This is a genomic window from Methylophaga marina (genome assembly GCF_030296755.1).
Lineage (GTDB): Bacteria > Pseudomonadota > Gammaproteobacteria > Nitrosococcales > Methylophagaceae > Methylophaga > Methylophaga marina.
In genome coordinates this window covers 1,226,333-1,249,304 of the sequence record NZ_AP027741.1, presented here as the reverse complement: position 1 = coordinate 1,249,304, position 22,972 = coordinate 1,226,333, and the positions used below count along the sequence as shown (strand labels likewise).

Annotated in this window: 17 protein-coding genes; 15 read left to right on the top strand and 2 right to left on the bottom strand. The window is 44.7% G+C overall.

What is annotated here, in order from left to right; all coding sequences use genetic code 11:
- Nucleotides 1-5: 5 nt before the first annotated feature.
- The 9 genes from QUE24_RS06380 to QUE24_RS06340 all read left to right on the top strand — a co-directional run bounded on the left by QUE24_RS06380 (nt 6) and on the right by QUE24_RS06340 (nt 12,054).
- Nucleotides 6-737 (top strand): class I SAM-dependent methyltransferase, encoded by a 732-nt coding sequence (locus tag QUE24_RS06380; RefSeq protein WP_286305775.1) that lies wholly within the window; start codon nt 6-8, stop codon nt 735-737.
- Nucleotides 724-1,167, top strand: coding sequence for a ribonuclease HI (gene rnhA / locus QUE24_RS06375; RefSeq protein ID WP_286305774.1), 444 nt, complete (start codon nt 724-726; stop codon nt 1,165-1,167). Before QUE24_RS06380 ends, rnhA begins: the two co-directional genes overlap by 14 nt.
- Nucleotides 1,168-1,176: 9 nt before the next feature.
- Complete coding sequence (gene dnaQ, locus QUE24_RS06370; protein ID WP_286305773.1) at nt 1,177-1,914, top strand: DNA polymerase III subunit epsilon; 738 nt, start codon at nt 1,177-1,179, stop codon at nt 1,912-1,914.
- A gap of 804 nt (nt 1,915-2,718) precedes the next feature.
- Nucleotides 2,719-3,258: a nucleotide exchange factor GrpE gene (grpE, locus tag QUE24_RS06365; protein ID WP_286305772.1), complete on the top strand. Its 540-nt coding sequence runs from the start codon at nt 2,719-2,721 to the stop codon at nt 3,256-3,258.
- A gap of 98 nt (nt 3,259-3,356) precedes the next feature.
- Entirely contained in the window at nt 3,357-5,279 is a 1,923-nt protein-coding gene (gene dnaK, locus QUE24_RS06360) for a molecular chaperone DnaK (RefSeq protein ID WP_286305771.1), read from the top strand.
- Between the two features lie 90 nt (nt 5,280-5,369).
- Nucleotides 5,370-6,482, top strand: a complete 1,113-nt coding sequence (gene dnaJ / locus QUE24_RS06355) for a molecular chaperone DnaJ (RefSeq protein ID WP_286305770.1) — start codon at nt 5,370-5,372, stop codon at nt 6,480-6,482.
- 44 nt (nt 6,483-6,526) lie between these two features.
- Nucleotides 6,527-7,333: a 4-hydroxy-tetrahydrodipicolinate reductase gene (gene dapB, locus QUE24_RS06350; protein ID WP_286305769.1), complete on the top strand. Its 807-nt coding sequence runs from the start codon at nt 6,527-6,529 to the stop codon at nt 7,331-7,333.
- Nucleotides 7,334-7,471: 138 nt separating this feature from the next.
- The gene (locus QUE24_RS06345) at nt 7,472-8,521 is read left to right on the top strand and encodes an HD domain-containing phosphohydrolase (RefSeq protein ID WP_286305768.1); all 1,050 of its coding nucleotides are present in this window, start codon (nt 7,472-7,474) and stop codon (nt 8,519-8,521) included.
- Nucleotides 8,522-8,559: 38 nt separating this feature from the next.
- Nucleotides 8,560-12,054, top strand: coding sequence for a transporter substrate-binding domain-containing protein (locus QUE24_RS06340; RefSeq protein WP_286305767.1), 3,495 nt, complete (start codon nt 8,560-8,562; stop codon nt 12,052-12,054).
- On the opposite strand, the gene QUE24_RS06335 is transcribed toward QUE24_RS06340, so the two are convergent.
- Both QUE24_RS06335 and mrcB read right to left on the bottom strand, forming a co-directional pair.
- A complete protein-coding gene (locus QUE24_RS06335; RefSeq protein ID WP_286305766.1) occupies nt 12,051-12,605 on the bottom strand; it encodes a hypothetical protein in 555 nt (184 codons plus the stop codon). The two genes, QUE24_RS06340 and QUE24_RS06335, sit on opposite strands and share 4 nt — an antisense overlap.
- A gap of 9 nt (nt 12,606-12,614) precedes the next feature.
- A complete protein-coding gene (gene mrcB, locus QUE24_RS06330) occupies nt 12,615-14,876 on the bottom strand; it encodes a penicillin-binding protein 1B (protein ID WP_286305765.1) in 2,262 nt (753 codons plus the stop codon).
- Nucleotides 14,877-15,333: 457 nt separating this feature from the next.
- On the opposite strand from mrcB, the gene QUE24_RS06325 reads away from it, so the two are divergent.
- The 6 genes from QUE24_RS06325 (at nt 15,334) to fba (ending at nt 22,920) form a co-directional block, all read left to right on the top strand.
- Nucleotides 15,334-15,888, top strand: coding sequence for a thioredoxin family protein (locus QUE24_RS06325; protein WP_286305764.1), 555 nt, complete (start codon nt 15,334-15,336; stop codon nt 15,886-15,888).
- A gap of 25 nt (nt 15,889-15,913) precedes the next feature.
- Nucleotides 15,914-17,902, top strand: a complete 1,989-nt coding sequence (tkt, locus tag QUE24_RS06320; protein ID WP_286305763.1) for a transketolase — start codon at nt 15,914-15,916, stop codon at nt 17,900-17,902.
- Nucleotides 17,903-18,054: 152 nt separating this feature from the next.
- Nucleotides 18,055-19,053, top strand: coding sequence for a type I glyceraldehyde-3-phosphate dehydrogenase (gene gap, locus QUE24_RS06315; RefSeq protein ID WP_286305762.1), 999 nt, complete (start codon nt 18,055-18,057; stop codon nt 19,051-19,053).
- A 131-nt stretch (nt 19,054-19,184) separates the two neighbouring features.
- The gene (locus tag QUE24_RS06310; RefSeq protein WP_286305761.1) at nt 19,185-20,372 is read left to right on the top strand and encodes a phosphoglycerate kinase; all 1,188 of its coding nucleotides are present in this window, start codon (nt 19,185-19,187) and stop codon (nt 20,370-20,372) included.
- 11 nt (nt 20,373-20,383) lie between these two features.
- Nucleotides 20,384-21,838 (top strand): pyruvate kinase, encoded by a 1,455-nt coding sequence (gene pyk / locus QUE24_RS06305; RefSeq protein WP_286305760.1) that lies wholly within the window; start codon nt 20,384-20,386, stop codon nt 21,836-21,838.
- A gap of 38 nt (nt 21,839-21,876) precedes the next feature.
- Complete coding sequence (gene fba / locus QUE24_RS06300; RefSeq protein WP_286305759.1) at nt 21,877-22,920, top strand: class II fructose-bisphosphate aldolase; 1,044 nt, start codon at nt 21,877-21,879, stop codon at nt 22,918-22,920.
- Nucleotides 22,921-22,972: the final 52 nt, after the last annotated feature.

Here is a 22,972-nt window from a genome sequence, read left to right as displayed (position 1 = left end):
AGACTATGAATGAGAACAAACAACGGCGATTGAATCAATGGTGGCATAGTCCACTGGGTGAGTTGGTCATACAGCAGGAACAGGCGGTTTTGACTTCACTTAATCACCCGCTGGTGGGTTATTTTTATGTGCAATTAGGTGGACATTATTCTTTATTTCCACCTTCAAACCGTATTATCAAAACCAGCATTGTGGGTCCTTCAGGAGACTTAAATGCCAGTGCTGAGTCTTTGCCGCTTAAGTCACACAGTATAGATAATTTATTGCTTTTGCATGTATTGGAATATGCACATGACCCGCATCAAGTGCTACGAGAAACTGAGCGCGTGTTGGCTGCCGATGGGAAATTAATATTATGCAGCTTCAGCCCTTGGAGCTTATGGGGGCTGAGACGATTATTTTCCTGGCAGGATAATGCGCCGTGGCATGGTCATTTTTTTACTCAAACCCGAATTCGGGATTGGTTAGCATTATTAAATTTTGAGGTGGTCGAACATCATAAGGTGATGTTCAGGCCTCCTTTCAGTCGGACCAGTTGGCTAAACAGATGTCGTTTTTTGGAACGATGGGGCAAACGACTATGGCCGTGTTTTGGTGGTGTGACGATAGTGGTGGCATGCAAGAGAACCATCCCGCTCAATCCGCTTAAACAACGCTGGCGTCAACCGAACTTATTTCCGTCAGCCGGTTTAGTGAACAAACCGATAACAAGAGAAGGAACCGATGGACCACGTTGAGTTATTTACAGATGGTGCCTGCAGTGGCAATCCTGGCCCGGGTGGCTGGGGCGTCATATTACGTGCAAAGGGGCAGGAAAAAGAGCTATCCGGTGCTGAAAAAAACACCACCAATAATCAGATGGAAATGATGGCCGTCATCGCTGGTCTTGAAGCGTTAAAGCGTCCATGTCAGGTCACCATCACCACGGATTCACAATATGTCATTAAAGGCATGACGGAATGGCTAGCGGGTTGGAAAGCCAAAAACTGGAAGACAGCAGCAAAGAAACCGGTGAAGAATGTCGAACTGTGGCAACGACTCGACAAGGCCGTAGCCCCTCATCAGGTAAAATGGGAATGGGTCCGAGGCCATCAGGGACATATTGAAAACGAGCGTGCGGATCAATTAGCTGTTGCCGCCAGAGAACACATAGCCGCCAAGAAATAAGAGGACGTCATGACAGAAAATGTTGTTAAACGACAAGTGATTCTGGATACCGAAACTACCGGTATCAGCACTGCTGAAGATCATCGGATTATTGAGATTGGCTGTGTGGAAATGGTGAATCGTCGCCTGACAGGGCAAACATTTCACCAATATATCAATCCACATCGTGAAATTGATGCCGGTGCAATTGAAGTCCACGGCATTACCAATGAATTTTTAGCCGACAAACCCAGTTTTGAAGATGTTGCTGAAGACTTCTTACAATTCATTGATGGCGCTGAACTCATCATTCATAACGCCCCGTTCGATGTTGGCTTTATTGATCACGAACTGAAAAAGCTCAAAGGTGAAAAGCGCAGGGTCAATACCTTGTGCAGTGTATTAGACACCTTAAAAATGGCCAGAGACAAATATCCAGGCCAGAAAAATAATCTCGACGCCCTATGTAAACGTTATGACGTGGATAACTCAAACCGTGAGTTACACGGAGCCTTACTGGATGCTGAGATCTTAGCAGACGTTTATTTGGCCATGACCGGTGGGCAGGTTGCCATGCTGTTGGCGGCTGAGGAAGTGGAGCCCAAAACATCATCAGAGAATGAGACAGAAGAAATGCTTACAGCCGTTCCGCCAAGAAAACTCAGAGTTATCCGTGCCTCTGAAGAAGAACTTGCTGCGCATGAAGCAATGCTAGAGAAAGTGCAGAAAAGTAGTGGTGGGGAGTGTGTTTGGTTGAGAGAATCATAGTCTTTAAGACTTTTAGGGTTGTAGGTTGGGTTGAGGAACGAAACCCAACACGCTCGTTGAATTAAAGTATCGAAGCTGCCGCGGGGCGTTCATTTATTTTGCTTGCCCAAAATAAACGAACCAAACAAAAGGGCCCCCGATATTGCCTCGTCGCTAAAAATTCACTGCATTTTATGGCGTGGACACCAACTCGCTACGCTCAAACACGTGTCCACTTAACCCATAAAATGAAGCCAATTTTTAGCGGCAATAGACGGGAAGAAAAAATTCTCTCTTTCCCCATTTGTGCTGGCGAGGAGTGACATTTATTCAGGTCTGAGGGAGGCTAGTGTTTGATTCGTGGCATCCATGCCACTCCCCTTTGGGCGCCTCCGGCGTCCAAATTTGTTCCAGACAAATTTGTGAGCGTAGCGAGTTTTAGCCGACCGCCTGAATCAATGTTATGACGAGTGGAGCCGCAGGCCAGCACGGTGGGGTGCCCTAGGGTTGTTAGGGAAATGGGCAAGCATTTCCCTGACTCGCCATCAAGGCGAAACTAATGACTGATAACTCTGAAGATAAATCTCTGTGTATTGATGATGGTTTGTTTTTTTATACGTTGTCATTGAGGCGTGCGTTTATATTTGGACAAGCAGAATAAATGAACTCGGGCTTAGCCCGAAACTTTGAAGCTCTAATAATCAGATAACGCTTTGAATACAAGTAGAATCACAAAAAATCAATAAATTCCAAAGTTTTCCTTGAAATCAAAATTTTCACCCCCAGATTGACGGTCTGTGATTAGCAAACCGGAATGATTCAATCATGAGCAACGAAGAAATCGAAAAGCCAGATGTAGAAGCAAATGAGCAAGCTGATACTGAGGCATCAGCAGAAACTGAAAAAACGACTGAACAGTTACTGGAAGAAGCACAACAACAAGCCGAAGAAAACTGGAATCAAGTGTTATTGGCTCGCGCTGATCTGGAAAACGTTCGTCGTCGTCATGCACGAGACCTGGAAAACGCCCACAAACATGCTCTAGATAAGTTTGTGAATGAGCTTTTACCTATTTGTGACAGCCTTGAGCTTGGCCTGAATGCCGCCAAGTCAGAATCAGCTACTTTAGAGGCTGTACGTGATGGCATGAGTATGACGATGAAAATGTTACTCGACAATATTGGCAAGCTTGGTTTGGAACAGGTTGATCCCGTGGGCCAACCGTTTGACCCTGAATTACACCAGGCTGTGTCTATGCAACCCGCCGATGGCATTGAAGCCAACCATGTCATTAGCGTGATGCAGAAAGGTTATAGCTTTAACGGCCGTTTACTTCGACCTGCAATGGTTGTGGTCTCTCAATAAAAATAGGTTCGGGGCTTGAAATTTAAATTTTGCCCCCCAATTACATACCCGAAGGCTGCATAAATAGTCAGCAAGAATAAGATTGATGGAGTATAAAAATGGGAAAAATTATTGGTATTGACTTAGGAACAACAAATTCCTGTGTCGCAGTGATGGAAGATGGTAAAGCGCGCGTTATCGAAAACAGCGAAGGCGATCGCACTACGCCATCAATCATCGCTTTCACAAAAGATGATGAAGTATTGGTAGGTCAGTCTGCGAAGCGTCAAGCAGTTACTAACCCTAACAACACACTTTACGGTATTAAGCGTCTGATCGGCCGTAAATTTAAAGAAGATGTCGTTCAGCGTGATATCGACATGGTGCCATACAAAATTGTTGAAGCAGACAATGGCGATGCCTGGGTTTCTGTGAATGACAAAAAAATGGCGCCACCTGAAATTTCAGCTCGTGTTTTGATGAAAATGAAGAAAACAGCTGAAGAGTTTTTAGGTGAAGAAGTGACTGAAGCTGTTGTCACTGTACCTGCCTATTTTAACGACTCACAACGTCAGGCGACCAAAGACGCAGGTAAAATTGCCGGTCTTGAAGTGAAACGTATCATCAACGAACCAACCGCTGCAGCCTTGGCTTACGGTATGGATAAAAAACGCGGTGACTCTACCGTGGTTGTCTATGACTTAGGTGGTGGTACATTCGACGTATCAATCATCGAGATAGCGGATATTGAAGGCGAACACCAGTTTGAAGTATTAGCGACTAATGGTGATACATTCTTGGGTGGTGAAGACTTTGACCAACGCATCATTGATTATTTAGTTGCAGAGTTCAAAAAAGACCAAGGTGTTGATCTGGCAAAAGATCCACTGGCTCTGCAACGTCTGAAAGATGCGGCTGAAAAAGCGAAGATCGAGTTATCTTCAAGCCAACAAACAGATATCAACCTGCCTTACATCACTGCTGATGCATCAGGTCCTAAACACATGGAAATGCGTTTAACCCGTGCCAAGCTGGAATCACTGGTTGAAGACCTGATTTCACGCAGCATGGAGCCATGTAAAATGGCACTGAAAGATGCTGGCTTATCAACGTCTGAAATCAGCGATGTGATTTTGGTCGGTGGTCAAACCCGTATGCCTAAAGTACAGGAAGCGGTTAAAGACATGTTCGGTAAGGAGCCGCGCCGTGATGTGAATCCTGATGAAGCGGTAGCAGTGGGTGCGGCTATCCAAGCGGCTGTACTTTCTGGTGATGTCAAAGACGTATTATTACTTGACGTTACACCACTGAGCCTGGGTATCGAAACCATGGGTGGCGTGATGACCAAACTGGTTGAGAAAAACACCACGATTCCTACTAAAGCGAATCAAGTGTTCTCAACGGCAGAAGACAATCAGCCTGCAGTGACCATTCATGTGCTTCAAGGTGAGCGTGAAATGGCATCAGCGAATAAATCACTGGGCCGTTTTGACCTGGCGGACATTCCTCCAGCACCACGTGGTACACCACAAATCGAAGTGACATTTGATATTGATGCTAACGGTATTCTTAACGTATCAGCAGCGGATAAAGCCACAGGCAAAAAACAATCTATCGTGATTAAAGCCTCTAGTGGTTTATCAGATGAAGAAGTTGAGAAAATGGTGAAAGATGCAGAAGCGCATGCGGATGAAGATCGTAAATTCCATGAGCTTGTCACTGTACGTAACCAAGCTGATGCATTGATTCACGGCACAGAAAAATCACTTAAAGATTTAGGTGATAAAGTTGAGGCTGACGAAAAAGAAAAAATCGAATCAGCGATTGCCGCTTTACAAGAAGCCATCAAAGGCGAAGACAAAGACGACATTGAAGCGAAAACAACCGCTTTAAGTGAAGTCGCTGGCAAACTGGCAGAGCGTGCTTATGCTGAAAACGCGGAAGCTGGTGCTGCTGATGAGGGTCAAGCTGATGATGCGAAAGCCGGTGATGATGTTGTCGACGCAGAGTTTGAAGAAGTCGACGACGACAAGAAAAAATAATCTTTAACAAGATTATGTTGAGCATGGCAAACAGGCGTCAGGAATCTCCGGCGCCTGTTTTGTCGTTTTAGGTAGTTGGGAAAAAGAATAATGGCCAAAAAAGACTATTACGAAGTTTTAGAATTATCACGCACGGCGACTGAAGCTGAAATTAAAAAAGCCTACCGTCGCATGGCGATGAAATATCATCCGGACAGAAATCCTGATGATGCTGAAGCTGAGTCCAAGTTTAAGGAAGCCAAAGAAGCCTACGAAATTCTCTCTGACAGCCAGAAGCGTGCTGCTTACGACCAGTTTGGTCATGAAGGTGTCGACCAATCCATGGGCGGAGGCTTTAGAAGCAGTGGCGGCTTCAGCGATATTTTTGGTGATGTATTCAATGATATCTTTGGCGGTGGAGGTGGCGGCCGGCAACAAGCCTATCGTGGTGCTGATTTAAGATATCGACTTGATTTGTCATTGGAAGATGCTGTGGCGGGAACCACGGCGACTATTCGCATACCAGTCAATGTTGAATGTAACACCTGTGATGGTTCTGGTGCGAAGAAAGGGACACAACCCGTCACGTGTACTACCTGTGGTGGGCATGGTCAGGTTCGAATTCAGCAAGGTTTCTTTACCATGCAGCAAACCTGCCCACATTGTCGTGGTACCGGTAAGATGATCAAAGAGCCTTGTCCGGATTGTCATGGTGAAGGGCTGGTTCAAGAAGAGAAAACCTTACAGGTCAAAGTGCCTGCTGGTGTTGATACCGGCGACCGAATTCGACTCTCAGGTGAAGGTGAAGCGGGCACCCATGGTGCACCTGCTGGTGATCTTTACGTGGAAGTATCGGTAAATCGTCATGACGTGTTTACCCGTGATGGCACGAATTTATTCTGCGATGTACCTTTAAGTTTTGTCACTGCTGCGTTGGGTGGTGAAGTGGAAGTACCCACGCTGGAAGGTAAGGCTAATCTTAAGATCCCAGAGGGCACACAAACCGGACAACAATTCCGACTTAAAGGTAAAGGTGTGCAGTCAGTTCGTGGCGGCGCAACCGGTGATCTTTTATGTCGTGTTATCATCGAAACACCGGTGAAATTATCAAAGAAACAAAAAGAGTTACTGCAAGAGTTTGAGGGCGATCTGCAAGGCGGTGGTGAAAAGCATAACCCGAAACACAGCTCCTGGTTGGATGCGGTAAAACGTTTTTTTGAATAAGATGATGCGCTGTCATCACTAGGTGAAATGAAAAAGGAATAAATATGGCAACTAAGATTGCGATAAATGGCGCTGCCGGCAGAATGGGGCGTTGTCTGATTCAGGCTGTAGAGCAGACTGAGGGCTTAGCACTCAGTGCAGCGATCGATCGTGCCGATTCATCATTAATTGGGGCCGATGCAGGTGAAGTCGCAGGCGTTGGCAAGTTAGGTATTGCGATTAGCTCGGATATTGAGCAGGCCACAAAAGACTCCGACATCATTATTGATTTCACTTTGCCCGAAGTGACCATGGCTTTATTGCCGTTTTGTGTGGCTAATCAATGTCGACCTGTTATCGGCACAACGGGGTTTGATGCAGACCAAAAACAAGCCATCGACGATGCGGCTAAACAAGTTGCCACTATCCTGGCGCCGAATATGAGTGTTGGGGTGAACTTATCATTAAAACTATTAGATATGGCTGCCCGGGTATTGGGGGATGACGTTGATATCGAAATAGTGGAAGCCCACCATCGCCATAAGGTAGATGCACCGTCTGGAACGGCATTGCGTATGGGCGAAGTGGTGGCTGATGCCTTAGGCCGTGATTTGAAAACATGTGCGGTATATGGTCGTGAAGGCCGCACAGGTGAGCGTGACAGAGATACCATCGGTTTTGCGACAGTACGTGCTGGCGATATTGTTGGTGATCACACCGTTATGTTTGCGGCAGAAGGTGAGCGGGTTGAAATCACTCACAAAGCCTCAAGTCGTATGACGTTTGCTTTCGGTGCCATGCGGGCATCAAGCTGGTTAATGCAAAAACAAAATGGTTTGTTTGATATGCAGGATGTCTTGGGCTTGTCATAACATCACTTATTCATGCTGCTGTCACTTGCCCGATGTAGTAGCTGAATTTATTTTCTAATACCCTGCTTGATGCAGGGTATTGTACTTTTCTTTCAACTTGCTTATATAATCGAACCAACTTTTTAATAGGTTGGATTGATGGCACCACATGCTCAGATTCTTATAGTTGACGACGTCCCTGACAATATTCAGGTCGCTATGAGCTTACTGAGGGAAGACAGCTATGAGTTTTCCTTTGCCAATAGTGGTGAAAAAGCACTGTCAATTCTGCAAAACGATGATGCTGCGTTTGATCTGATTCTGCTCGACATCATGATGCCTGGCTTAGATGGCTATGAAACCTGTCAGCGTATAAAAAGCCAAACTCAACTCAAAGACATTCCAATAATTTTTCTCACCGCAAAAGCGGATGTGGATTCTATAGCCAGAGCTTTTAAAGTCGGTGGGGTCGATTATGTGACCAAGCCTTTTCATGCCGCCGAACTCCTTGCTCGTGTTAGAACGCATGTCCAGTTATATCAGACAAAAAAATGGCTTGAGCAGCAAAATATTGATCTGGAAACAAAATCCCGTTTTGCACAGGCGCGCTTATTATCTGAGTTAGAAAATAGCCAAAAAGAACTCATCTGGTTTCTAACTGAATTGATGGAATCCACATCAGATGAAACAGGTAAACACATTAGGCGAGTGGCTGAGATTTCTGCACTCTTGGCCAAACTGCATCCCACATTAAACGATACTGATGCCGATACTCTTTACCATGCCTCACCCATGCATGATATCGGCAAGATGACAGTCCCTCATGAGATTCTTCACAAGCCAGGAAAATATACGCCAGAAGAATTTGAGGTGATGAAATCGCATACGACAAACGCGTATAAATTATTATCAGGTTCCAAACGAAAATTAATTAAATCAGCCGCGATTATTGCCTATCAGCATCATGAAAAATGGGATGGGAGCGGTTATCCCCGTGGTTTAAAAGGATCTGACATACACATCTATGGGCGAATTGTTGCTCTGGCGGATGTATTTGATGCCTTGACTCATCAACGTTGCTATAAAACAGCTTGGACAGTTGATGATGCGGTTGCTTTCATCCAGGAACAGCGCGGTTATCACTTTGATCCTGAGTTAGTCGACTTGATGATAAGCCACCTCGATCAGTTTGCTGACATTGTTAAATAGATGCTTATAAGATGAATTATCCTTTAGTAACCACAAGAATGACATTAATCACAACGTTCATTCTGTTACTGAATTCAATCCTCATCTTCTATAGTCCAACTGTCCAATCCGCCGCGGAAACAGTCCGAGCTCAGTACCAATCACCTGTGCTATTAACGAAAGAAGAAATTGCCTGGATAGACACCCATCCTGAAATTATTGTGGGGGCCGGAAGTGAATGGCCACCTTATGATTTTGTGAATGAGAATAACCAATATATCGGTATTGCCAGGGACTATCTCAACATCGTTTCTTCATTAACAGGCTTAAAATTTACCTATGAAACGGAAGGCTCTTGGCGTGATCATCTAAAACAGTTTGTTGATGGAGAGATTGATTTATTACCTGCAGTATTTATGACGCAGGAAAAAATGGCTTATATGACATTCTCCAGTCCGTATCATGAGGCTGTTGAATATTTTTTTATTCGTAATGACATTAAACTCGACAATAAAAACTCGCTGGATGGATTGCGAGTGGCTTTACCAAAAGATGACTCCAGGATTAGTACGATCAAACGCTATTTCCCCAAACTTAATATCATTGAAACCGGCTCATCAGATGAGGCTATTCACTTAGTTGTGAATGGCGACGCCGAACTGTTATACGACACTTATGCTGTTTTGAGCTACAAACTTGATAACAAAGCTATTTTGAATATCGAACCATTACAGTCGACACGCTATTTAGGGAGTGAGAATCTCTACATGGCTACGCAAAAATCAGAGCCGATGTTGTCATCCATTATTGATAAAGCTTTACTTGCGATATCAGCAGTACAGAAACGTAGTATCGATGATAAATGGTTTAAACGAAATATTACCGATGAGGCCGTATCGAAGAATATTATTTTGTCACCGAGTGAACAATTCTGGTTAAACGAGCATAAAACAATTCGCTTAACCGGTGACCCTAACTGGTTACCATATGAAGCCTTTGATAAAGATGGAAATTATATCGGTATTGTTGCTGAGTATTTGCAACTGATAGAAAACAAACTGGGCATCACTATTGAGTACGTGCCTACTTCCACTTGGGCAGAGTCAATTGAGCTTATTAAAGCAGGTAAGGTCGATATGATTTCAGAAACCAGTGATTCAACACTGGGTCAGTTTCTGACCTTTACCAGGCCATATTTAAACAGTCCAATAGTCATTGTCATGCGTGATGATAATGTTTATGTCGAAAATATCTCGTCAATAAAAAAGAAAAAAATTGCCGTGATTCATGAATATGGCTATGTAGATAATATTCGTAGTCAGTATCCAGATATCAACTTTATTGAAGTCATGTCGATTCAAGAGGGTTTGACTGCCGTGTCTACTGGAAAAGTAGATGCATTAATAGCCACACTGGCTCAGGCCAGTTATCACATTGCCGAAATGAGTATCAACAACATACGCATAGTAGGGGAAACCGGCTTCAAAACCTCATTGGCATTTGGTTTTAGCGAGGCTTATCAACCGATGGTTAGCCTTTTTAACCGGGCCTTTAATGCTATCTCACTCGCAGATAAGCAACGCATACTTGATGAGTGGGGGAAAGATAAATATGCGGCGATTGTCGATTACAGTTTGATGTTGAAAATTGTGATCTTGTTTTTAGTTGTGGTGGCTTGGATTTTATTCTGGAATAGAAAACTAGCCGCTCAAGTCCGCTTACGTGAGGCTGCCGAAGCACAAACAAAAACCTTGATTGATCATATGCCCTTACAGATTGCCGTGACACATTTTGACGGTCAGATCATCACCGCTAACCCTCAGGCATTATTAGACTACAACATGCAGCTGGATGAATTACCTCAGTTTAATATTCTGAGTTTTTATTCGAACCCGAAACAACGTGAAGAAGTACTTAATGAGATAAAAACCCAAGGGTTTGTGGATCAAAAGATCGTCGAATTCAAAAAAATGGACGGTGAAGAACGCTCGATGATGGTATCTATTATGCCCATCAAATACCAGGGGCAGGAGGCGTTATTAGGTATCGCTGTAGATATGACGGATCGGATCGAGATGGAGGCTCAACTCGTCGAGGCGAAGGAAAAAGCGGAAGTGGCTAACCGTACAAAATCTGAGTTTCTTGCCAATATGAGCCATGAAATCCGGACGCCGATGAATGCCATTATTGGCTTTACTGAGTTGCTCTATGAGCAGGTTAAAGACAATAAGTTGAAATCCTATGTAAAAACGATTCAGTCGGCTGGCAATGATTTAATGTTATTAATTAATGACATTTTGGATTTATCCAAAATCGAAGCCGGAAAACTCGACATACAATATGCTGCCACCAACCCACATGTCTTGTTTGAAGAGTTATCGCATATATTCAGTGTGCCATTACGGAATAAAGGTGTTGAACTGATTCTGGAAGTCGATTCAGACATTCCTCATAGTCTGATGCTGGATGTGGTTCGTCTGCGTCAGGTATTACTCAACTTACTGGGAAATGCGGTTAAATTTACTCAGTCAGGTCGAATAACGATGCGGGCAAGTGTCGAGAGCGCTGTGGGTAGTCATCTAAAATTACGAATTGATATTGAAGATACTGGTTTAGGCATACCTGAGGATCAGTTAGATCGAATATTTGAAGACTTTCATCAAACGCCTGGCCAGGACAATGCAAAATTTGGCGGAACGGGTCTCGGTTTATCCATTTGTAGTCGTCTGATTAAACTAATGGGTGGAGCTCTCACAGTGAAAAGTGAAGTAGGTAAGGGGTCTACTTTTACGGTGCATCTGAATAACGTTGTCGTCGCATCAATTGCGGCTGATTCAAGCTTGAAGCAGTACTCGGCATCTTCACTGCCTGTGTTTTCACCTGCAACTATTCTTGTGGTGGATGATATTGAAGATAACCGTCGTTTGGTCACGGAAAGCTTTTCCTCTTCTGCGCTAGAGATTGTAGAAGCTGAAAATGGTAAAGAGGCCGTTGCAGCCGTAAAAGCCCAAGGTATTGATTTGATTCTGATGGATCTGCGTATGCCTGTGATGGATGGGTATCAGGCGGCAGAGAAAATTAAAGCGGAATTCAATATCCCGATCATCGCCCTGACAGCATCTGTAATGAAAGATGACTTCGAACGTCTTAAATCAGAGCATTTTGATGACCATATCCGTAAGCCGGTCAAAAAGTCTGAACTTTACAGCAAGCTGGCAGAATTTTTAGAACATGAAGCTTCGATACCTGACGGATCTGAAGAGACTCGCGGCCTGACATTGTCCGATCATGAAATGGCCGTATTACCAGTGATCCTTAGCTTTATGGAGAGCAAAATGCCGATTTGGAAAATGGTCAATGAAAGCAACAATATGAGTGAAATTAAACGTTTTGCTGCTGATCTGAAGCAAATCGCAGAGAAAGAAACATTCACGCCATTAGCTCATTACGCGCAACAGCTTCTAGAAAAAGTGGAAGTCTTTGACATTGAGGGCATGACCGAACTGTTGACAGACTACCCTTCTCTTTATCAGCAACTTAGCCAGTCTGCTTAATATTTCTGTGCTCTGAGTTTCGCCACTTCGGCACCCGAGACATCTCCTGCTCTGAGTCTTATTTCGGTCAGTAACTGCCAGAAACGCTTAAGCAGTACATTATTACCAGATGATAAGGAGACACCTTTAAGCGCGACCTGTTCTGCAAGGTCATAATCTTCCAGACTCATATGTGTCTGAGCGAGTGAGTAATACACTTTAGGATCCCGCGGTGCTATACGTTGCGCACGCTGCAAGTTGTTTTGTGCGCCCCGTAAGTCACCACTTACTCTCGCTTGTTCCGCTTTATCCAGTAACGCCACGACAGCAGGACTTTGTTTTATCGGTGTTTGTACCTGGGGGGATGGTGCTGGCTGAGCAGATCTTGGCTGTTCAGGAGTGACATCCTCTACTGGCGGGTAAGTAGGTGTTTCCGGCGGCTGTGGCAGCGTCGGTTCGCTGCTTCGATCATCCACGGGTGGTTGAGATGGCTGGTAAGGTGTCGTCGAACATGCCGCAAGCATACTTAACATCAAACCCGTCATGAAAAAGCGTAAAGCAGAATTTGTCATTGTTAACCCTTATTGAAACCAATCTTTAATCCAGTCCAGTGACCGAGTCACCGGATTAGATTGCTGTCCTGGCTGAGTGACACATTCAGACATCTCGACAGGCTCTGTTCCCGAGATGAAAGGCAGTTGTCGGGAATGTTCACATTCTTGAGCGGATAAAAAGCCCGTTTGTGTGTCTATCCAGAGCCATTTTATATCGTCAGGCAATGGTGCCTCAAACGATTCCAGAGGCTGACTCCTCATAAAGTTTTTCCAGACACGCAACGCTCCGCCTGAACCGGTGAATGGTAAGGGGGAATTATCATCCTGACCAAGCCATACCACGGCGAGACGATTATTGCTGAAACCCGCAAACCAGCTATCTCGTTGATCATCGGTTGTGCCCGTCTTACCGGCAGTATTGATATGACTGGGTAAGCTGGAGTAAATGCTGGCAGCCGTGCCACTGTGAGTGACTTCTTGCATGGCTGTTTGAATCAGATAAACATCATCTGCATCGATAGTCTGACGCAGTTGGAATGGATAGCTGGATAGCGCTTCACCTTGACTGTCTGTGACCGTGCGAATAGCTCGGGCAGGGGTCTGAAAACCATTGGCAGCAATGGTTTGATACATTGTCGCGACTTCAAGCGGAGATAAGCCCTGAGCACCTAATAAGAGCGAGGGGTAGGCATCGAGCTGACGTTTAATGCCTAATCGGTTCAACGTATTAATGACCTCATCCAAACCTGCTTCCATTCCAAGGCGAACGGTAGCTATGTTGTAAGAGTGGGCTAAGGCATCAATCAGTAAAACATCCTCATGGGATTGTTTGCTGAAGTTTTGTGGTTTCCATGTTTGACCATTGGGAAGTGTCAGAGTGAAGCTTGAATCATCCACCATACTGGCCAGTGTTTTACCTTGTTCTAAGGCTGTTAAATACACGGCAGGTTTTACCAACGAGCCGATGGGGCGTACAGAGTCCAATGCGCGATTAAAGCCTTTATAACGTGTATTTTTGTCACCGATGACCGCTAGGACTTCACCCGTTTGTGGGTCTGTCACTACCATACTGCCCTGTAGCGATTTTAATTTAGAGCCATGGTGTTGTTGCAGACTCGCAATGGTGGATTTTAAAGATGACTCAGCATGACGTTGAGTGATCGGATCCAGGCTGGTATAGACCCGTAGCCCTTCTGAGTTCAGATCTTCATCACGATAATCACGACGTAACTGTCTTTTCACTAAGTCCAAAAAGGCTGGATACGCTTCTTTTAAAAGTGTACCTTTCTCGACAACATCAAGGTTGGCGTTTCTCGCTTGCTGATATTGTTGTTGTGTAATTTTATCTTGCTCATATAACACTTTTAGCACCAGATTGCGTCGATTCTTTGCCCGCTCAGGGTGGCGTCTTGGGTCGTAATAAGAAGGCCCCTTCACTAGGCCGGCAAGTAATGCTAACTGATGCAGTTTTAACTCTTGTAGCGGTTGTGCGAAAAAGTAATGTGCACCCAAACCAAAACCATGAATGGCTCGTGCGCCATCTTGTCCCAGATAGACTTCATTCAGATAGGCTTCCAAAATGTCATCTTTGTCGTAGTGCAGCTCTAACAATAAAGCCATCGGAATTTCGAGTAGCTTTCTAACCAGACTACGGTCAGAGGTGAGATAGAAGTTCTTAATAAGCTGTTGAGTCAGGGTACTACCGCCCTGAACAAAACTACCAGCCTTAATATTGGCAACCATAGCTCGGGCTATGCCTTTGGGGGAGATGCCATGATGCTGGTAAAAATCTCTGTCTTCGATAGCGATTAAAGCTTCGCTCAACATCGGAGGGGCATCTTTTAACTGAATAAGATCCCGGTCTTCATTATTAAGTGGGTAGATGCCTCCTATCAGAACAGGTTCAAGGCGAACCAGTGGCACATCCTGACCTTGATAATCTCTTAGGCGTGTTACACCTTCAGCATTAAAGTCGAGAATGAGTTTTCTTGCCGGCTCCATGCCATCGCTAAAACGAAAGCCACGAGTGGCGATGATGGCCTTCGATGAGGAGAAGGCGGCCTGGCCAGGCTGTGCGGCTTTTGAACGAAATTGATACCCTAACCCTTTTAATTCAATTTTCAGGTCGGAGAGTGAGAGCGGAGCCCCAGCATACAACTCTAATGGGCGAGCATATACCTTGGCAGGAACAGCCCAGCGCTTGCCTTCAAACTGACTACGAATCTGAACATCAAGGAATAGGGTTAATAATCCAAGTAGAACCAGTAGAGTAAAAGCAATTTTCAGCAAACTTGAGCGGCTGATAAACCCCGTTTGTTTTTTTCTACGTGGTGATTTTTTTGAGCGGGTACGCTTTTTAGAGGGCGCTTTTTTTGAGCCATGAAATTCTCAGCTAGGAAATGAACCTGATTAAAGGTAGTAATTCAATAAATACATTAAAACATGATGTTGGCATGAAGTGATAACAGTTCACCTTAATATGCGATGTTCAGCTTGAGGCGATCAAAGAAACCGCGCAGTGCCAGAAATTGTTCTATTTCTGCTGCGATTGGCTGAGAGGAATTTCATCGGTGCCTCATCTAAGTCATTACTTTTTTTACAGATCATCGCAAAGGGCAAGGCTAAAAATCGCTGACAGCTTCATTTCGCATTATGTAAATTGTCTGGTAATATGCAGAACTCCAAAAGAGTTTCATGCGTCGTTTTTCATCTTAAACGACATAAAGTATAACTGTAGTGAGCGTTTATGGCTTTAGAGACACCAGTCTGTGAATTTGGTTTGCCTGCTGTGGATTTTTCTCTGCCAGGAACAGACGGTAAAATCTGGACATTAGAAGACTGTCGTGGTGAAAATGGATTGTTAGTTATGTTCATTTGTAACCATTGCCCTTATGTAAAAGCGGTAATAGATAGATTGGTACGTGATACGAATGAGTTGAAAGCATTAGGTATCAATTCTGTCGCGATTATGTCTAATGATGTGAACGAGTACCCTGAAGACGCGTTCGACAATATGAAACAGCTTGCGATACAGCAAGCGTTCTCATTTCCATATCTGTACGACGAAACACAACAGGTTGCCCAGGCTTATGGTGCAGTCTGCACACCCGATTTTTTTGGTTATAACAGTGATTTGCAACTACAATATCGCGGTCGTTTGGATGCCAGTAGAAAAGAAGCCGCAGCATCTGATGTCAGACGAGATTTGTTTGAAGCAATGAAACAAGTGGCAGAAACAGGCCACGGCCCAGAAAATCAAATACCTAGTATGGGTTGCTCGATCAAATGGCGGGCAGCTTAATTTTTTTAATAGGAGAATGTAGATAATGGCTACACGTAGACATTTAGCTAATGCAATCCGTGCGCTCAGCATGGATGCAGTACAAAAGGCAAACTCGGGTCACCCCGGTGCGCCTATGGGTATGGCAGATATTGCCGAAGTGTTATGGAATGACCATTTAAAACACAACCCAAATAACCCAAATTGGGCTGATCGTGACCGTTTCATCCTATCTAATGGTCACGGTTCAATGTTGATTTATTCATTGTTGCATTTGTCAGGTTATGACTTGCCAATGGATTCACTCAAAACATTCCGTCAATTACATTCACAATGTGCAGGTCACCCAGAGTATGGTTATGCACCAGGTGTTGAAACAACAACAGGTCCATTAGGTCAAGGTATCACCAACGGTGTTGGTTTTGCGATGGCTGAAAAACTGATGGCTGATCAATTCAACAAGCCAGGTCATGACATCGTTAACCACCACACTTATGTCTTCATGGGCGATGGTTGTTTAATGGAAGGTGTTTCTCATGAAGCATGTGCTCTTGCTGGTACATGGGGTCTGGGTAATCTGATCGCATTCTGGGATGACAACAACATCTCTATCGACGGTCACATTGATGGCTGGTACACAGATGACACTGTTAAACGTTTCGAAGCTTACGGCTGGCACGTTCAATCAGTAGATGGTCACGACTCTGATGCAATCAATGCAGCTATTGAAGCAGCGAAAAAAGTGACTGACAAACCGTCATTGATTTGCTGTAAAACCATCATTGGTTTCGGTTCACCAAACAAATCTGCTAGCCATGATTGTCATGGTGCGGCATTAGGTGAAGAAGAAGTTGCATTAACTCGTAAAGAGTTAGGTTGGGACTACGAACCTTTTGTTATTCCTGAAGACGTTTATGCGGGTTGGGATGCGAAAGCGAAAGGTGATGCTGCGGAAGCTGAATGGAACAAAAAATTCGACGCTTATGCTGCTGAATACCCAGAATTAGCTGCTGAATTTAAACGCCGCATGGCAGGTGAATTACCCGCTGACTGGAAACAATTCACAGATAAAATGATCGCTGATTTCAACGATAAAGCAGAAAGCGTTGCTTCACGTAAAGCATCACAAAACGTTATCACTGCTTTAGCACCTGAATTACCAGAATTTATCGGTGGTTCTGCTGACTTAACAGGTTCTAATCTGACAAGCTGTTCAAGCTTCAAACATGTTTCTGGTAAAGAGTCAGGTAACTACATTTCATACGGTGTTCGTGAGTTTGGTATGTATGCCATCATGAATGGTATGGCACTGCACGGTGGTTTACTGCCTTACGGTGGTACGTTCCACATGTTCTCTGACTATGCTAAGTCTGCACTGCGTATGGCGGCATTGATGAAACAACGCACAATCGCTATTTTAACTCATGACTCTATCGGTCAGGGTGAAGACGGTCCTACTCACCAACCAATCGAAAACACAGCAGGTCTGCGTTACATTCCTAACATGGATGTATGGCGTCCTTCTGATGAAACTGAAGTGGCTGTTGCTTGGGTTGCTGCGGTTGAACGTAAAGATGGTCCTTCAAGCTTAGTATTAAGCCGTCAAGGTATTCCTGGTCGTAAACACGACACAGCTGACTTTGAAGGTATCCGTAAAGGTGCTTATGTTCTGTCTGAAGCAGAAGGCGGCGCAGCGGATGTCATCATTATCGCGACAGGTTCTGAAGTTGACTTAGCGGTTAAAGCACAAGAAGAACTGAAAGCTGACGGTGTGAAAGCACGCGTTGTTTCTATGCCTTCAACTAACGTGTTTGATCGTCAAGACCAAGCTTACAAAGACAGCGTATTAACACCAGGTGTTAAACGTGTATCTGTTGAAGCGGGTGTGACTGACTTCTGGCGCAAGTATGTTGGCCTGGAAGGTGGTGTTGTTGGTATCGACACATTTGGTGAATCTGCGCCAGGTGGTGTGTTGATGAAACACTTCGGCTTCACCGTTGAAAATGTCGTTAAGACAGTTAAATCAGTACTGTAATTATTACTGGTTTAGAAATGAAGTAAAGAGATTGAACCAGTGGGCATCTGCTCACTGGTTTTCTCTCTCTAAAGCTCGAAAGTCTAATAAGTGAAATTTCAAACTGAGATTTCAGTTCTTAGACAGACGGATATAGTGATAGGGGACTAAGCATGACGATTAGAGTCGGTATAAACGGTTTTGGCCGTATTGGTCGCATGGCGTTTCGTGCAGCCATCAAAGATTTTACAGATATTGAAGTGGTCGCTATCAATGATTTGTTAGATCCAGAGTATCTGGCCTACATGCTCAAATATGATTCTGTACATGGTCGCTTCCATGGTGAAGTCGAAGTCAGAGACGGCAACCTGGTGGTCAATGGTAAAACTATTCGCATTACTGCCGAACGTAACCCAGCAGACTTAAAATGGGATGAAGTCGGCGCTGATCTAATCATCGAATGTACAGGTTTTTTCCTGACTGAAGAAAGTTGTCAGGCACATATTGAGGCGGGTGCTAAAAAAGTAGTGCAGTCTGCGCCATCAAAAGATCACACCCCGATGTTTGTTTTCGGGGTTAATCACAAAGATTATGACGGTCAGTCAATTGTGTCTGCCGCATCCTGTACAACCAATGCCCTAGCGCCTGTTGCCAAAGTATTACACGATAGCTTTGGTATTAAGCGCGGCTTGATGACCACCGTCCACGCGGCGACAGCGACTCAAAAAACAGTCGATGGCCCATCAATGAAAGATTGGCGTGGTGGTCGTGGCATTTTAGAAAATATCATCCCATCATCAACTGGTGCTGCGAAAGCGGTCGGTAAAGTTCTACCTGATTTGAATGGCAAATTAACGGGTATGGCTTTCCGTGTGCCCACGTCAGACGTCTCTGTTGTGGATTTGACGGTTGAACTGGAAAAAGACGCAAGCTACGACGATATCTGCACAGCGATGAAAGCAGCCTCAGACGCTGAATTAAAAGATGTACTCGGTTATACAGATGAAAGCGTAGTATCAACAGACTTCCGTGGTCATACTGCGCCTTCTAACTTTGATGCGGGTGCGGGTATCGCACTGGACAAGACCTTCGTAAAAGTGGTTGCATGGTATGACAATGAATATGGTTATACTTGCAATATGATGCGTCTTGTTCAATACGTCGGTCGTTAATTCATTCTTTTTCCAATAAAAAAACGAAGGCTTTCTGAATCCAGAAAGCCTTTTTTTATGGTCAAACTGTTCTAGAACGTTATACTTTGTGATGAAAGTCACAATTTTAATTATTCACGAGGAAAATCATCATGTCTGTAATCAAGATGGCTGATCTGGATTTGGCGGGTAAGCGTGTACTGATTCGCCAGGATCTCAATGTGCCACTGAAAAAAGGTGTGGTTGCTGATGGCACCCGAATTCATGCTTCATTGCCTACTATCGAAATGGCATTAAAAGCAGGTGCAAAAGTCATGATCATGTCACACCTTGGCAGACCCACTGAAGGTGAATACGAACATCAATACTCATTGGCGCCGGTAGCCAATTATTTATCTGCTTTATTAGATCGCCCGGTGCGACTTGAACAAAACTGGTTGGAACCCGAGTTCATTCCTGTTGAAGCGGGTGAAGTCGTACTTTGCGAAAATGTGCGATTTAATAAGGGTGAAAAGGCGAATGATGAAGCCTTATCTCGTCGCATGGCGAAGTTATGTGATGTGTTTGTGATGGACGCGTTTGGCACCGCCCATCGTGCTCAGGCTTCGACTCATGGTGTGGCGAAGTATGCGCCCATTGCTTGTGCTGGTCCACTACTGGCAACAGAATTGGAGGCACTGGCTAAGGCATTAGATAATCCAGCAAGACCACTTGTCGCCATTGTGGGTGGCTCAAAAGTATCAACAAAATTAACCGTTCTAGAATCATTATCAAAAAAAGTGGATCAGCTTATCGTCGGCGGCGGGATAGCCAACACCTTTATTGCAGCCGAAGGTTATCAAGTGGGTAATTCACTTTATGAAGAAGATTTGATTGATACCTGTAAAAAATTACGCGCAGAAGCCCAAAATCGTGGCGGGGATATTCCGGTCCCTGTTGATGTCGTATGTGGAAAGCACTTTGCTGAGAATGCAGAAGCTGAAACCAAAAAAGTGGCTGATATTGTGGCTGATGACATGATTTTTGATATTGGTCCAAAATCTGCCGCTGCTTTAACAGAAATTTTAAAAAATGCCGGTACCATTGTTTGGAACGGTCCTGTGGGTGTATTTGAATTTAATCAGTTTGGTGAAGGTACAAAAGAAGTCGCGATGGCCATCGCTGAGTCTGATGCATTTTCTATTGCTGGTGGTGGTGATACATTAGCGGCAGTGTCTAAATATAAAATTTGTGACGATATTTCTTATATTTCAACCGGTGGCGGTGCATTTCTAGAGTTTCTTGAAGGCAAGAAGTTACCTGCTGTTGATATTCTGGAGCAGCGCGCCGCACAATCATAAAGGAGTTTCATGTGACGGCCATAAGACGAACAAAAATTGTTGCGACTTTAGGGCCGGCCACACAAAGCCCTCAAGTACTGGATGCGATGATCGCAGCCGGAATGAATGTGGTCAGGCTCAACTTTTCTCATGGTGAGTCTGACACACACCTTGCACTTGCTGAGCTTGTCAGAGAGCGTGCCCGTTTGCAGAATAAACAAGTCGGTATTCTGGCTGATCTGCAGGGGCCTAAAATTCGTATTTCTCGATTCAAGCAAGGGTCGGTAGTACTGGAGGAGGGAGCACCTTTCATTCTGGATGCCCAGCTTGGCAAAGAGGATGGAAACGAACAACAAGTCGGTATCGACTACAAAGCGCTACCACGAGACGTCAAAGCGAAAGATACCTTGCTGTTAGATGACGGTAGAATCGTGTTACGAGTGGATACGGTCGATGCACATAAAATTCATACAACAGTGAGTTTTGGTGGCGTTCTCTCCAATAACAAGGGTATCAACCGTCTTGGTGGCGGCCTTTCTGCAAAAGCCTTAACAGATAAAGATAAACAAGACATAAAGACTGCTGCCAGTATGCAGGCGGATTACCTTGCCGTGTCTTTCCCTCGCTCAGCTGATGATATTCATCAGGCCAGACAATTGTTACGTGATGCAGGCGGCTATGGTGCCATCGTGGCAAAAATCGAACGTGCCGAAGCCGTTGAGGCGATTGACGAAATTATTGCGGCGACGGATGCGATTATGGTGGCGCGCGGTGATCTGGGGGTGGAGATGGGCGATGCCGCATTACCGCCTATTCAGAAACGTATCATCGGTCTGGCTCGTAAGAAAAACTGCCTGACCATCACTGCCACACAAATGATGGAATCCATGATCACCAATCCGATTCCGACCAGGGCAGAAGTCTTTGATGTGGCTAATGCCGTACTGGATGGCACGGATGCCGTGATGCTATCCGGAGAAACCGCTGTAGGTAAAAACCCGATCAAAACCATAGCAGCGGTTGACCGTGTCTGTCTTCAAGCTGAACTGGAGCGTGAGATACGGGTATCACGACACCGGATAGACTCACACTTTGAACGCATGGATGAAGCCATCGCGATGGCTGCGATGTATACTGCAAATCATCTTGATGTCAAAGCGATCGCGGCGTTGACAGACTCAGGAGCGACCACATTATGGATGTCCAGAATTAGTTCAGGCATCCCCATCTTTGCCCTGACGCCTCACGAAAAAACGGCACGAAAAGTCACCTTATATCGAGGTGTATATCCGTTGGAATTTGATGTAGAACATCACGACCATGCACGGATGAATAAAGAGATGATTAATGAACTTGTGCGCCGGGGTGTCGTTGCTGAGGGGGATATTGTCATCATAACCAAAGGTGATCTTGAAATTCAGGGCAGCACCAATGCCATGAAAATTGTCAGGGTGGGAGATATGGCTGAACCCAGACAGATAGACTAAGCTCACCTCAAAATAAATTTTTCTTTACAGGAGGCTTTATGGCCCTGATTACGTTGCGACAATTATTAGACTATGCAGCTGAACATGATTTTGCTGTTCCCGCATTTAATGTCAGTAATATGGAGCAAGTACATGCCATCATGCAAGCGGCTGACAAGGTAGATAGTCCGGTGATCATGCAAGCCAGTGCTGGCGCCAGAAAATATGCCGGTGAGCCATTTTTACGTCACTTGGTACTCGCAGCAGTTGAAGCCTATCCTCATATTCCTATCGTTCTGCATCAGGATCATGGGGCCAATCCGGATATTTGTATTCGCTCGATTCAGTCAGGTTTTACCTCTGTGATGATGGATGGCTCTTTACGTGAGGACATGAAAACGCCTTCAGACTTTGAATACAACAGTCAGGTAACAAAAACGGTGGTCGATATTGCCCACGCTTGTGGTGTGTCTGTTGAGGGGGAATTGGGCTGTCTAGGCTCGCTGGAAACAGGCATGATGGGCGAAGAAGATGGTCATGGTGCTGATTCAGCCTTAGACCACAGTCAATTACTGACGGATCCTGAAGAGGCAGTGGAATTCGTCAAAGTCACTCAGGTAGATGCTTTAGCTGTGGCTATTGGCACCAGTCATGGTGCTTATAAATTTACACAACCACCGACAGGCGACGTGCTCGCCATTAGCCACTTAAAAACATTGCAACAAAAATTACCTGATACGCATTTTGTGATGCATGGTTCAAGCTCTGTGCCGCAAGATTGGCTGAAAATCATTAATACACACGGTGGTGATATTGGCCAAACCTATGGTGTGCCAGTGGAAGAAATTGTTGAAGGTATTCAATATGGCGTGCGTAAGGTGAATATCGATACCGATTTGCGTATGGCATCAACGGGATCCATTCGTCAGTTTCTCACTGATGAACACAATAAAGCTGAATTTGATCCAAGAAAATTCTTTAAAGCAGCTACTCAAGCTATGCAAACAATTTGTGAAGCGCGTTATCAGGCGTTTGGCAGCGCAGGTCATGCTAGCAAAATTGTGCCTGTTTCCTTAGGCAAAATGGTTGAAAGATACGGCTAATGCTTGATAACAGTTTGTTTGTCAGTGATTTGCATTCGCTATGACAGGCATA